This window comes from Bacillus sp. 11C (genome assembly GCF_055486375.1).
The window spans coordinates 104946-118505 of the sequence record NZ_JBUPVZ010000003.1 but is presented as its reverse complement, the minus strand read 5'-3'; the positions used below and the strand labels follow the sequence as shown (position 1 = coordinate 118505).

Here is a 13560-nt window from a genome sequence, read left to right as displayed (position 1 = left end):
AGTCTATAAACCAGGTGATGACGTATGAATCGAATGAAAGACACAATATTGCTCGCCGGTCTCGGGCTGATAGGCGGTTCGATTGCGTTAGCGATCAAAAAAAAGCATCCCGGCAAACGGATTATCGGGATCGACATTTCTGATGAACAGGCGGTAGCCGCTTTAAAATTAGGTGTGATTGACGAGCGTGCTGATTCGTTTATTAGCGGTGCGAAAGAGGCAGCTACAGTGATCATTGCAACACCTGTCGCGCAAACGCTGCTTATGCTTGATGAGCTGGCTCATTCAGGAATTGAACACCAGCTTTTGATTACCGACGTAGGAAGCACAAAGCAAAAAGTGGTTCATTATGCTGATCAAGTGCTGCCTAGCCGCTATCAATTTGTCGGAGGGCATCCGATGGCGGGGTCACACAAATCAGGAGTGGCTGCTGCGAAGGAGTTCCTGTTTGAAAATGCATTTTATATTTTAACGCCAGGGCATAAAACGGAAAGACAAGCGGTAGAACAGTTAAAAAACCTGCTGAACGGGACGAATGCCCATTTTGTGGAAATGTCACCGGAAGAGCATGATGGCGTGACAAGCGTGATCAGTCATTTTCCGCATATTGTCGCAGCAAGCCTTGTTCACCAAACCCATCATTCGGAAGAGCTTTATCCGCTTGTTAAGCGTTTTGCTGCCGGCGGGTTCAGGGATATTACGAGGATTGCATCGAGCAGCCCGGCAATGTGGCGGGATATTCTATTACATAATAAAGATAAAATCTTGGATCGTTTTGATGAGTGGATTCGAGAAATCGAGACGATCCGGACATATGTAGAACAAGAAGATGCGGAAAATCTATTTCGTTATTTTAAAAACGCTAAGGATTATCGCGACGGGCTGCCGCTTCGGCAGAAGGGTGCGATCCCTGCATTTTATGATTTATATGTGGATGTTCCCGACCATCCGGGTGTGATTTCCGAGATAACGGCTATATTAGCTGCGGAGCGCATCAGTATTACGAATATCCGCATTATTGAAACACGAGAAGATATTAACGGGATTTTAAGGATCAGTTTTCAGTCTGATGACGACCGCAAACGGGCTGAACATTGCATTGAAGCCCGGGCGGAATATGAAACTTTTTATGCTGATTGAGGTGGAAAATAATGAAAAGAGAAAAGGTACAGGCTTTAAACGGAGAAATACAGATTCCCGGTGATAAATCCATTTCTCACCGCTCCGTCATGTTTGGGGCGCTGGCGAAAGGCACAACAACTGTTAAAAACTTTCTGCCGGGAGCGGATTGTCTGAGCACGATCGATTGCTTTAGAAAAATGGGTGTTCAAATCGAGCAAAACGGCAGCGATGTAGTGATTTACGGAAAAGGAATCGATTCCCTGAGCGAGCCAGAAAGCTTTTTAGACGTCGGAAATTCAGGCACAACGATTCGCCTGATGCTCGGAATTTTGGCGGGCCGTCCATTTTACAGTGCGGTAGCTGGAGATGAGAGCATTGCAAAGCGCCCTATGAAACGTGTAACTGAGCCTTTGAAACAAATGGGGGCTAAAATCGACGGCAGATCCGGCGGAGAATTTACACCCCTGTCAGTGAGCGGCGCTTCATTAAAAGGAATTGATTTTGTCTCACCTGTTGCAAGCGCGCAAATTAAATCGGCTGTTTTGCTGGCCGGACTGCAAGCTGAGGGCACAACAACGGTCACAGAGCCTCATAAATCTCGTGACCACACTGAGCGGATGCTTTCTGCTTTTGGGGTTAAACTTTCTGAAGATCAAACGAGCGTTTCTATTGCAGGAGGCCAGAAACTGACAGCTACAGATATTTTTGTTCCTGGGGACATTTCTTCAGCGGCGTTTTTCCTTGCTGCGGGTGCAATGGTTCCAAACAGCAGCATTATACTGAAAAACGTAGGTTTAAATCCGACTCGGACAGGTATCATTGACGTCCTTCAAAACATGGGGGCAAAACTTGACATCAAACCGTCTGCTGACAGCAGTGCGGAGCCTTACGGAGATTTGGTCATAGAAACGTCATCTCTAAAAGCGGTTGAAATCGGAGGAAATATTATTCCGCGTTTAATTGATGAAATCCCTATCATTGCGCTTCTTGCGACTCAGGCGGAAGGAACCACCGTTATTAAGGATGCGACAGAGCTTAAAGTAAAAGAAACAAACCGCATTGACACTGTGGTTTCCGAGCTTCGTAAGCTTGGTGCTGAGATTGAACCGACAGCAGATGGAATGAAGATTTATGGCAAACAAACACTAAAAGGCGGCGCAACAGTATCCAGTCATGGAGATCATCGGATCGGAATGATGCTTGGCATCGCTTCCTGTATATCGGAGGAGCCGACTGAAATTGAGCAGACAGATGCCATTCATGTTTCTTATCCAACCTTCTTCGAGCATTTAAATAAGCTTTCAAACAAATCCTGAAGTTCTTGCTTCAGGATTTTTTGAGCGGATTGACTGTAAGAATCATAATTCAAGGAAAAAAACATAGCTTGTCTTATAGAGGGAAAAGAAAAACGAAAAGGGGGGATTTGCTTTACTTACAAGCCGGCAGGTCAGAGAGCTGCTTTACTGTACAGAGGGCGATCTTCCTTTTTCATTTTCTATCTCAAGATCTTTTGGTAAACTAAAAAGACTCAATAATTCCCTGCCGTACAGCAAGCATCTTATTTGCCGGGGGCAATCGTCTGAATTATGATAAGATTAACCTCAACAAATAAAGTTTTTTGTATGGTTGATGTTGTATAGGAAAAGAAAGGACCGGTCCGATTTGAATACATTGATTCAAGAAGCCATAAAATTAGTTGAAGCAGGTGAAACAGAAAAAGGCCTCAATACTCTGTCAAAAGCCGAAAAACAGCTCCATGATGAAGATAAAGCCATCGCAGCCCAGCTGTATTACGAGTGGGGCAATGTAGAAAAAGCGATTTCACTGATCAGTGACTTACATGATTTATATCCGAATGAAACAGAACTGACGAATTTTTATGCTGAACTTTTAATAGATATTGACGAAGAAGAAAAAGCCCTCGCTGTGCTGGAAACCATTCCGGAAACAGATCCATCATATCCGGAAAGTTTGCTGCTTATGGCGGATCTTTATCAGATGCAGGGGTTATTCGAAGTCAGTGAACAAAAGCTTTTACAAGCAAAGTCCATTTTGGCCAATGAACCCATTATTGATTTCGCACTGGGTGAACTTTACTTTACTCAGGGAGCCTATGCAAAAGCGGTTCAATATTTTAAAACAACGGCTGAGGAGCAGAGTGAGATCGGTGGCGTTAATGTTCATCAAAGACTGGCAGAATCGTTAAGTGCCTCAGGTGAATTTGAGGGTGCCATTCCGTGGTACGAGAAAGCTGCTGATGAGAATCCTGATCCTAATACGATTTTCGGCTATGGGTTTACAGCCTTACAGGCGGGGTTTGTTAAAACAGCGATTAAGCAGCTGTCTGATTTAAAGGGGCTTGATCCGTCTTATTCTTCACTTTATATGCCGCTTTCGAAAAGCTATGAAGCTGAAGGAATGTATGAAGAGGCATTACAAACGGCAAAAGAGGGTATCAGTTATGATGAATATAACAAAGAACTTTTCTTCTATGCTGCAAAAATGGCCTTGAAAATCGGGAAGTCAGAAGATGGGAAAAAGCTGCTCCAGGAGGCGCTTGCGCTTGATCCGGGCTTCGTCGAAGCACTTCATACACTGCTTGCCGTATATCATAAAGAAGAGGATTATGAACTGATCATTGATCTTATTCAAGAGGTGCGCGGCTACGGAGAAGAAGATCCGAAATACAACTGGTATCTTGCAAGCGCATATACCGAATTGGAGCATTACGAGAAAGCAAAACAATCCTTTGAGGCTGCCTTTCTTCACTACCGGGATGACAGAGATTTCTTATATGAATACGGAAGCTTCCTGTTAGAAGAAGGCCTTCAAAAAGAAGCGCTGCCGCTTTTGAAAAAGGTTCTTGAAATTGACGGAACCAATGAAGAGCTGGAAGAAACGATTTTGCGAATCGAAGATGAATTTTCTAGATAAGCAGGAATGATCACCATTCATGTGGAACATATAAGTATATAGATTATACGAACGATAGAGGAGGGAATTACATGCAGACCCCTGTTTCTGTCAATGAGAAAAAGGATTTTATCCGTTGGTTTTTAAACCATTATCAGTTAAAGCGCCGAGAGTGCGTTTGGATCTTGAACTACTTAATGAGCCATGATTCTCTCATGGAAAAGGTTCATTTTGTAGAGCAGGCAGAATTTTGTCCGAGAGGCATCATCATGTCAACACATTGTGTTGAAGAAGTTCCGTTTCGGTTCTATAAAGAGAATGTCATGACAACCGACGCGGAAAAATCTTTTCATGATATTAGATTAAATAAACAGCAGGATTTGTTTATCCAGCTTAATTTCCGTTCAGCTTACAGCTCACCTGAGTATGCGGCGGTGCTGGAGTCCAATCCGCATATTCCAAAGGATCTGTTTGAGAACAAAAAAGATCAGGGGTTGGCTGAACAAATTTTGGAGCACGCTATTTCTACATTCCAAAAAGAAAAATTATTAAAAGATATTGACGACGCGCTAGATCGTCATGATAAAGACGCATTTGAACAATTATCGCGCCAATTGAATCAGCTCACATAATAAGACCAGCCTTGCAGCGTATTGCAAGGCTTGTTGTCGTAAAGGGGGAGAACGATGAGGTGGAGAATCACTGATGCCAAGGACTATTTACAAGCAAAAGATTACATTGATACCGCTGTCATTCCACTAATTAACATTAAAGTAGGGGGCCATTTCAAAATGGCGGCCGAGAAAGGCGAATTCACACAGCTTCTGTCAGAAGAACTGGAAAGGCAGCTAAAGGGACGGGTATATTTACTGCCCCCTTATACATATGTTGATAGAAATGAAAAAACCATTCATGGACTACAAGATTTGCGGGAAGAGCTCATATCAGAATTTCCGCATGTTGTGCTGCTCACATCTGAAGAAAATTGGAAAAACGAGCATGCATTAGGCGAAATCATTGTGACACCGTCTGTTCCGTTAGAGCATTTGAATGACTCTTTAAAAAGAAAAATATTAGATGAACGCACTGCTGAAATTTTGAACGTTTTGTTACAGTTGTGGAGCGCTTCATAAAAACACTTACATTTCCTGATGAACAATAATTTGGCTATATTGACCTTGTTGAGAGATTCATATATTATGAGGGTGTCTAGTGTTATTGCAATATTTTCTATTTTAGTCAGTTTGCAGGGGTGACCTAGAGGGGGGAGAAAAGATGGGCGGAAAACATGATATATCCAGACGTCAATTTTTAAATTATACGCTTACAGGCGTAGGGGGTTTTATGGCGGCTAGTATGCTCATGCCTATGGTTCGCTTTGCACTCGACCCGGTATTAAAATCGACAGGAAAGCAGGACATGGTTCAGGTTGTCAGCGTAGATGAGCTGACAAAAGAACCGCAGCGCTTTGATTTCAAAATTAATCAAGTCGATGCCTGGTATGAGTCAGAAGAGTCAAGATCAGCTTGGGTCTTCAAAAACGGGGATGAAATTGTAGCGCTTTCGCCAATTTGCAAACATTTAGGATGTACGGTGAACTGGAATAGTGATCCTAAAAATCCGAATAAATTCTTTTGTCCATGCCATTACGGACTCTATGAAAAGGACGGCACCAATGTCCCGGGCACGCCGCCGCTAGCGCCTCTTGATCATTATGAGCAAGAAGTAAAAGACGGCTTCCTGTATCTTGGAAAAGCAAAGCCTAAGGGGGAAGGGTGACATGCTGAACAAAATTTATGACTGGGTAGATGAGCGGCTTGATATTACACCGATGTGGAGGGATATTGCCGATCACGAAGTACCGGAACATGTAAATCCCGCCCATCATTTCTCTGCGTTTGTGTATTGCTTTGGGGGACTGACGTTTTTTGTAACCGTTATCCAAGTGTTATCTGGAATGTTTTTAACGATGTACTATGTGCCTGATATTAAAAATGCCTGGGAATCGGTATATTATTTGCAAAATGAAGTGGCATTCGGCCAGATTGTCAGGGGGATGCACCACTGGGGTGCGAGCCTGGTCATTGTGATGATGTTTTTACATACGCTGAGGGTCTTTTTCCAAGGGGCGTATAAAAAGCCGCGCGAGCTGAACTGGATTGTCGGTGTGCTGATCTTTTTTGTCATGCTCGGGCTTGGCTTTACAGGTTACTTGCTGCCTTGGGACATGAAGGCTCTGTTCGCAACAAAAGTCGGGCTGCAGATCGCTGAAGCCACGCCTTTGATCGGGACGCAAGTCAAAACACTCCTTGCGGGGCACCCGGATATTGTAGGCGCCCAAACGCTGACTAGGTTTTTTGCGATCCATGTATTCTTTCTTCCTGCCGCATTGTTCGGGCTGATGGCTGCACATTTTATTATGATCCGAAAGCAGGGGATTTCAGGACCGCTTTAAACTCTTGATCTGCGAATAAAAGGGAGGGGATGACATGCACCGGGGCAAAGGGATGAAATTTGTAGGCGACTCAAGGATACCGGCTGAAAAAAAGCCGAATATACCGAAGGATTATTCGGAGTATCCCGGGAAAACAGAGGCTTTCTGGCCGAATTTCTTGTTGAAGGAATGGATGGTTGGCGCTGTCTTTCTGATCGGTTTTCTTGTTTTGACGATTGTGCATCAGCCGCCTTTGGAGCGGATGGCGGACCCGACTGATACTGGTTATATTCCGTTGCCGGATTGGTATTTTCTTTTCTTATACCAGCTGTTGAAGTATGAATACGCCGCCGGGAGCTTTACAGTAGTCGGCGCCATGATTATGCCGGGGCTCGCTTTTGGCGCCCTGCTTTTGGCACCATTTCTTGACAGAGGAACTGAAAGAAGGCCTTGGAAGCGTCCTGTTGCTGTCGGTATGATGCTTCTGGCCATTTCCGCTGCTGTATTTTTGACGTGGCAGTCAGTTGCGACTCACGACTGGGCCAAGGCAGAAGAACAGGGAAAAATCACAAAAGAAGCCGACATTGACACCAATGCGGAAGGATATAAGATTTTTAAGGAGCAGGGCTGTATTTCTTGCCATGGGGATAACCTTCAAGGGGGAGCGGCCGGGCCTTCATTAGTGGACACTGGACTGAAACCGGAAGAAATCAAAAAAATCGCTGTCGAAGGGAAAGGCCAAATGCCGGCGGGTGTGTTTAAAGGGAATGATAAGCAGCTCGAAGAACTTGCGAAATTTATTTCGAAAACAACCGCAAAATAAACATATTGTGAATGGTGTAATGGAAGGATATACTTTGAATATCAAAAGCTGACCCGGCGTCAGCTTTTTTATATGGACACCTTATTTTTTACAGACTGAGAGTTGATATGATGTGAAATGGTTTCAATATGTATTAGGACAGCGCCCGATGCTGATTCTTGTCTTAGCCATTAATTTTCTGGGAACGGTTTACGGGTACTATTGGTACTTGCCGCAGCTTCTGGAGACACCGGCCCGTTTCCTGATTTTTGTTCCGGACAGTCCGACAGCAACATTTTTCTTTCTGTTTGTGCTGCTCGCCTTTATCATGAAACGGAACGCTCCGCTCTTTGAGGCGCTTGCGCTAGTCACCCTCGTAAAGTACGGTCTATGGGCGGTCGCTATGAATTTTCTTGTGCTGGCTGTAACAGGTGACTTGCCGTGGGAGGGCTATATGCTGATTGCCTCGCATTTTGCAATGGCGGTCCAAGGCGTATTGTACAGTCCGTATTTTCGTTTTTCTTTTTGGCATCTTGCAATTGCTGCAGTCTGGACGCTGCATAACGATGTCATTGATTACTTGTTTGACATGATGCCTCAATACTCTATGCTTTCTGATTATATGACAGATATAGGGTACGGAACATTTTGGCTCAGCATCTTTTCAATCGGGCTGGCTTACTTTTTAGTGGTTTCAAAAAAGCAAACAAAGCTTGACCTGATGTAAAGACAATCTTGGTCTATCCTTGTCCCTTTCTTCATATTCTGTAAGGAGAGAGAGTGGGAGGGACCTGCATGAAACGAAAGCTGACGATCTGTTTGTTGATTGCTCTTATTTTTTATAATGGAAATGCCAAGGCTGCAGAGCGGGGAAGCCTCGAAGAATTGAATGATTTATCCGATACAGTCTTTCAAATGACCCGCCAGTCGAAATATGAAGAGGCGCTGCAAGTCTTGGATTATTTTGAAAAAACATTAAAATCCGCTGAAAAAAAACAGCAAGACCTCATGCTAACCGGAGCCCAAATCCGTCAAATCACACTGGGCTATAACGATATGGTACGGAGCTTAAAGCAGACTGATACATCAGATATACAAAAACTCAGAGCAGCCGCGCAATTCAGAATGCTGGTGGATGCGGTTGAGAATCGATCCGTTCCGCTTTGGGGCTCACTGGAAAAACCGATTATGGAAGCCTTTGCTGAACTGAAGCAGGATGTTCAAAAGAATGAAAGCACGAGCTTTCATGAAAAATGGAATGAATTTATCAGTTTATATGATTTGATTTATCCCAGTCTTACAATCGATGTATCAGAGGATCAGCTTGAAACAGTCGGAAAACATATAGAAGTCATTGAGCAAGAGGAATTTCAGCAAATGACCGAGAGCACGAAGCTTGAACGGCTATCCCTTCTTCAGCATGATCTGAAAAACGTATTTGACAGGGTGGAAGAGGATGATGCTGATCCGTCTTTGCTCTGGGTGATGATCACAACCGGCAGTATCATTATTACTGCTCTCACCTATGTCGGCTACAGAAAATACAAAGCGGAAAAAAACAAGCTGAAAAAACGGGACTACCCTAAATAAGCATGAGGGGCGGCGTGTCGGCAAACCCTCGCATTCGTTGTCAGTCCTGCGCGTTGGTGCTCGCGTAAAAAAAGATCAGCGGCTAAAAGCTAGAGCGTCCTGCTCAGACGCCGCTGTCACCGCATCCTGCGGAAGCCTGCTCCAATGCTCGTCCTTCCTAGACTTCAAAGGTTTTCAATCACGCTGAAAAGATGACAAAATCCTAAAACGAAAGTCGTTTTAGGATTTTGTCAACAATCTGAGGCGGCGGCAGCCGCCTTTTTATAATTAAATGTCAGCGGGGAAGCGGATTTTTATTTTCATCAAGCGTAAATCCTTCTCCGAGCACATCGTGGACATCGCTTACCGCCACAAAGGCATGAGGATCAACGGAGTTAATCACACTTTTCAGCATTACCAATTCGTTTTTCGGCACCACACAATAAAGGACATCTATATCCTCTTTTGTATAGGAACCCTGTCCTTTCAAAATGGTGACGCCTCGTTCCATTTCTTCAAGAATCTTTTTCTGAATCCGGTCGTTTTTCGATGAGATGATCGTAGCGCCTTTAGCAGTGTATCCGCCTTCCTGAATAAAATCAATGAGTTTTGCAGCTACAAATACAGCCACCAGGGTATACATCGCTTCTTTATAGGAGAGATAAGTAAGCAAAGACAAAATGATGACGCAGGCATCGAAAGCAAACATCGTTCTGCCCATCGGAATCCCAAAATACTTATTGACCAAACGGGCGATAATATCAACCCCGCCTGTCGTTCCGCCGAACTTAAATATAATTCCTAATCCGGCTCCGATAAACACGCCGGCAAATAAAGCAGCGAGCGCTAAATCATGCTGAAGAGGCATATGTATTTCATATCGCTGAAAGATGCTGAGGAACAAAGACAAGGCGACAGTGCCGACAAGGGTATAAACAAACATAGTCCTGCCAAGTAAACGCCAGCCGATAAAAAAGATCGGGATGTTCAAAACCAGGTTCGAGATAGAGGGGCTGATATGGAAAAGGGCATATAGCAAAAGTGTAATACCTGTAAAACCGCCCTCAGCCAGATTGTTCTGCATATTGAAATGAACCAAGCCGAATGAAAAAATTGCCGCTCCGATTAAAATGAAAAATATGTTTTTTAATCTAATTTCTCCAAGCATCACACAAAACCCCTTTTCCTTCCATTGGATAGCGTTTATATTATAGTGGATGAAAAAGAAAACAGCAAACGTGCTTAAACATTTGTCAAACGTATCTGAATTAGCTAACATGTAAGAGGATGATAGGAGGTTTCGTGCAGTGAGTGAGAAAACAATGAAAGACATACAGGCTGAGGTAGACCGTTACATTGGCCAATTTAAAGAAGGATATTTCAGCCCGCTTGCCATGATGGCGAGGCTGACCGAAGAACTGGGCGAGCTTGCCAGAGAAGTCAATCATCGTTATGGAGAAAAACCAAAAAAAGCGACTGAAGATGATAAAAGCATGGAAGAGGAAATGGGCGACGTGCTGTTTGTGTTGGTTTGTTTAGCCAACTCACTTGATATTTCATTAGAGGAAGCCCACGACCGAGTGATGCATAAATTTAATACGAGAGATAAAGATCGCTGGACTAGAATAGAAGAAGGAAAGTAGAGGAGATCATGATGTCAAACGAAACAATTAAAGTAGTCATTGCAGGGCCGCGTGGAAGAATGGGGCAGGAAGCTGTTAAATTGGCGGAACGAACACCTCAGTTTGACCTTGTTGGGGCCATAGACCATACATACGACCGGCAAAAATTATCTGATGTGATGTCTGTTGAGTCAGAGGCTCTGATTTACACAGATATCCATGCCTGCTTTACAGAGACACAGCCGGATGTCTTAATTGATTTAACAACGCCTGAAATTGGGAAAATACATACAAAAATTGCATTAGAGTACGGAGTTCGTCCTGTTGTCGGAACGACCGGTTTCTCAGAAGATGATTTAAAAGAGCTCACGTCTCTAACAGAAGAGAAGAGAATCGGAGCCATCATCGCTCCAAACTTTGCACTTGGTGCGGTGCTGATGATGAAATTTTCGAAAATGGCTGCCAACTACTTTGAGGATGTAGAAATTATTGAGCTTCACCATGACCAGAAGCTTGACGCACCGAGCGGAACTGCACTTAAAACAGCGGAAATGATTTCAGAAGTCCGTAAAGAAAAACAACAAGGACATCCCGATGAAAAAGAAATTCTCCCAGGAGCAAGAGGAGCGGAGCAAAACGGTATCCGCTTGCACAGCGTGCGTCTTCCGGGGCTGATCGCACATCAGGAAGTCATGTTCGGCATGGATGGCCAAACGCTTCAGATCCGCCACGATTCCTATAACCGCGCTTCTTTCATGTCAGGTGTTAAACTGTCAGTCGAACAAGTCATGAAGATTGACCAGCTTGTGTATGGATTAGAAAATATCATTGATTAGACAGGGGGATAAATGATGAAAATTGCTTTGATCGCGCATGACAAGAAAAAACAGGATATGATTCAATTCACGACTGCCTATCGGAATATTTTGAGGCATCACGACCTATACGCAACCGGAACAACGGGGTTGAAAATTCAAGAGGCGACAGGTCTTCAAATTGAACGTTTTCAATCCGGCCCTTTAGGGGGAGACCAGCAAATCGGCGCACTGATCGCAGCCAATGTACTCGATCTTGTCATTTTTTTGCGCGACCCGCTGACCGCGCAGCCGCATGAACCGGATGTCTCGGCATTAATCCGGTTATGTGACGTGTATTCCATTCCGCTCGCCACAAATATGGGTACCGCAGAGATTCTTGTCCGCACCCTTGATGAAGGTGTTTTCGAATTCCGCAATCTTCTTAGGGGAGAAGAGCCGAATGTATAATGCTGACGTTCTTGCTTTTGGCGCCCACAGTGATGATGTCGAGATCGGAATGGGCGGCACAATCGCAAAGTTTGTCAAACAAGGAAAAAAAGTAATGATATGCGATTTGACCGAAGCGGAACTCTCTTCAAACGGAACGGTCAGTTTACGTAAAGAAGAAGCAGCTGAAGCAGCCCGTATATTAGGCGCAGAAAAAAGAATGCAGCTGACGCTTCCAGACCGCGGCCTGATGATGAGTGATCAGGCCATTCGGGCGATTGTCAGTGTGATCAGAACCTGTCGGCCAAAAGCAGTCTTTATGCCATATAAAAAGGATCGCCATCCGGATCACGGCAATGCTGCTGCACTGGTGGAAGAAGCAATCTTTTCCGCAGGAATCCATAAATATAAAGATGAAAAGAGCCTTCCCGCGCATAAAATAAGCAAGGTTTACTACTATATGATAAATGGTTTTCATCAGCCTGATTTTGTCATTGATATATCGAATACAATAGAGGCCAAGAAACAAAGCCTTAATGCCTACAAAAGCCAGTTTATACCGTCAAAGGATTCAGTTTCAACTCCTCTGACGAATGGCTATATTGAGATCGTTGAAGCGAGAGAAAAGCTTTACGGTAAAGAAGCGGGTGTGGAGTATGCCGAGGGTTTCTTTTCCAAACGGATGCTGTTGCTCGATCATGATGTGCTTGGGGGCGAACAATGAAAAAACTAAAAATAGGGATCACATGTTATCCGAGCATCGGAGGCTCAGGTATCATTGCGACAGAACTGGGGAAGCAGCTTGCTGAAAAAGGACATGAAATCCATTTTATCACATCAAGCATCCCGTTTAGACTGAATACATATCACCCCAATATTCATTTTCATGAGGTTGAGGTTAATCAATATGCTGTTTTTAAGTATCCGCCGTATGATTTGGCATTGGCAAGCAAAATTGCTGAGGTGGCGGAACGGGAGAATTTAGACATTATACATGCTCACTACGCTCTCCCGCATGCGGTTTGCGCCTATCTAGCAAAGCAGATGCTGAAACGGAATATCGGAATTGTGACAACTTTGCACGGCACGGATATTACGGTGCTAGGCTATGACCCGTCTCTAAAAGATCTTATCCGTTTTGCCATTGAGGCATCAGACAGGGTGACCGCTGTCTCCTCAGCGCTTGCAGCTGAAACGTACGATTTAATTAAACCGGAGAAAAAAATCGAAACGATTTATAACTTTATAGATGAGCGCGTGTATCTGAAGAAAAACAATGCGGCGATTAAAGAGAAACATGGTATTTTACCAGACGAAAAAGTCGTCATCCATGTGTCCAACTTCAGAAAGGTCAAACGCGTGCAGGATGTCATCCGCGTGTTCCGGAATATCGCCGGCAAAACGAAAGCCAAGCTGCTTTTAGTCGGGGACGGCCCGGAGAAGTCGACGGCCTGTGAGCTTGTCAGAAAATATGGATTGGAAAACCAAGTCTTAATGCTTGGAAATCAAGACCGTGTTGAGGAGCTTTATTCTATTAGCGATCTGAAACTGCTGCTGTCCGAAAAAGAAAGCTTCGGACTTGTCCTGCTTGAAGCGATGGCTTGCGGAGTGCCTTGTATCGGAACAAACACTGGCGGTATCCCGGAGGTTATTAAAAACAGTGTGAGCGGATTTTTGGTGGATGTCGGCGACGTTGCAGCCGCAACAGCCTGCGCGATGCGTATTTTAGAAGATGAACAGCTAAGCAAGGGTTTTACAAAGGCGGCAATGGAAATGCTAAAAAATGAATTTTCTTCACAAAAAATTGTCAGCCAGTATGAACAGATTTATGCCGATTTAGCAGAACCGGAGTGA

General features: G+C 44.2%; 16 protein-coding genes. 15 read left to right on the top strand and 1 reads right to left on the bottom strand.

Features of this window, described 5'->3' with window-relative positions:
* Nucleotides 1-24 precede the first annotated feature (24 nt).
* From ACY3LV_RS05515 to ypjB, 10 genes are all read left to right on the top strand, one after another.
* Entirely contained in the window at nt 25-1140 is a 1116-nt protein-coding gene (locus ACY3LV_RS05515; RefSeq protein WP_148961486.1) for a prephenate dehydrogenase, read from the top strand.
* Between the two features lie 11 nt (nt 1141-1151).
* Nucleotides 1152-2438 carry a 3-phosphoshikimate 1-carboxyvinyltransferase gene (gene aroA, locus ACY3LV_RS05510; RefSeq protein WP_464863501.1) on the top strand — a complete coding sequence of 429 codons (1287 nt, stop codon included), beginning with the start codon at nt 1152-1154 and terminating at the stop codon, nt 2436-2438.
* Nucleotides 2439-2784: 346 nt separating this feature from the next.
* Entirely contained in the window at nt 2785-4056 is a 1272-nt protein-coding gene (locus tag ACY3LV_RS05505; protein ID WP_464863500.1) for a tetratricopeptide repeat protein, read from the top strand.
* A gap of 71 nt (nt 4057-4127) precedes the next feature.
* Entirely contained in the window at nt 4128-4667 is a 540-nt protein-coding gene (locus ACY3LV_RS05500) for a ReoY family proteolytic degradation factor (RefSeq protein ID WP_087990525.1), read from the top strand.
* 54 nt (nt 4668-4721) lie between these two features.
* Complete coding sequence (locus ACY3LV_RS05495) at nt 4722-5168, top strand: YpiF family protein (RefSeq protein ID WP_333561916.1); 447 nt, start codon at nt 4722-4724, stop codon at nt 5166-5168.
* A 142-nt stretch (nt 5169-5310) separates the two neighbouring features.
* Nucleotides 5311-5814: a ubiquinol-cytochrome c reductase iron-sulfur subunit gene (locus ACY3LV_RS05490; protein ID WP_003230627.1), complete on the top strand. Its 504-nt coding sequence runs from the start codon at nt 5311-5313 to the stop codon at nt 5812-5814.
* A gap of 1 nt (nt 5815) precedes the next feature.
* Entirely contained in the window at nt 5816-6490 is a 675-nt protein-coding gene (gene qcrB / locus ACY3LV_RS05485) for a menaquinol-cytochrome c reductase cytochrome b subunit (RefSeq protein ID WP_003225560.1), read from the top strand.
* Nucleotides 6491-6524: 34 nt separating this feature from the next.
* Nucleotides 6525-7292, top strand: coding sequence for a c-type cytochrome (locus ACY3LV_RS05480; protein WP_464863499.1), 768 nt, complete (start codon nt 6525-6527; stop codon nt 7290-7292).
* 112 nt (nt 7293-7404) lie between these two features.
* Entirely contained in the window at nt 7405-7998 is a 594-nt protein-coding gene (lhaT, locus tag ACY3LV_RS05475; protein WP_176365269.1) for a lipoprotein heptaprenylglyceryl N-acetyltransferase LhaT, read from the top strand.
* A gap of 68 nt (nt 7999-8066) precedes the next feature.
* Nucleotides 8067-8861 carry a sporulation protein YpjB gene (gene ypjB, locus ACY3LV_RS05470; RefSeq protein ID WP_087990522.1) on the top strand — a complete coding sequence of 265 codons (795 nt, stop codon included), beginning with the start codon at nt 8067-8069 and terminating at the stop codon, nt 8859-8861.
* Nucleotides 8862-9135: 274 nt separating this feature from the next.
* Here the strand turns inward: ypjB and ACY3LV_RS05465 are convergent, their stop codons facing one another.
* Nucleotides 9136-10008: a YitT family protein gene (locus tag ACY3LV_RS05465; protein ID WP_087990521.1), complete on the bottom strand. Its 873-nt coding sequence runs from the start codon at nt 10006-10008 to the stop codon at nt 9136-9138.
* A gap of 139 nt (nt 10009-10147) precedes the next feature.
* Here ACY3LV_RS05465 and ACY3LV_RS05460 point away from each other — a divergent pair, with 139 nt between their 5' ends.
* Genes ACY3LV_RS05460 through bshA form a run of 5 tightly spaced genes read left to right on the top strand, consistent with a single transcriptional unit; the run spans nt 10148 to nt 13560 of the window.
* Nucleotides 10148-10483, top strand: a complete 336-nt coding sequence (locus tag ACY3LV_RS05460) for a nucleotide pyrophosphohydrolase (protein ID WP_010330530.1) — start codon at nt 10148-10150, stop codon at nt 10481-10483.
* 11 nt (nt 10484-10494) lie between these two features.
* Complete coding sequence (gene dapB / locus ACY3LV_RS05455; protein ID WP_464863498.1) at nt 10495-11298, top strand: 4-hydroxy-tetrahydrodipicolinate reductase; 804 nt, start codon at nt 10495-10497, stop codon at nt 11296-11298.
* A gap of 15 nt (nt 11299-11313) precedes the next feature.
* Entirely contained in the window at nt 11314-11727 is a 414-nt protein-coding gene (gene mgsA, locus ACY3LV_RS05450; RefSeq protein ID WP_414956798.1) for a methylglyoxal synthase, read from the top strand.
* Complete coding sequence (bshB1, locus tag ACY3LV_RS05445) at nt 11720-12430, top strand: bacillithiol biosynthesis deacetylase BshB1 (RefSeq protein ID WP_087990518.1); 711 nt, start codon at nt 11720-11722, stop codon at nt 12428-12430. The genes mgsA and bshB1 overlap by 8 nt, the downstream gene beginning before the upstream one ends.
* On the top strand, nt 12427-13560 hold the full coding sequence (bshA, locus tag ACY3LV_RS05440) for an N-acetyl-alpha-D-glucosaminyl L-malate synthase BshA (RefSeq protein WP_333561920.1): 1134 nt from the start codon (nt 12427-12429) through the stop codon (nt 13558-13560). The genes bshB1 and bshA overlap by 4 nt, the downstream gene beginning before the upstream one ends.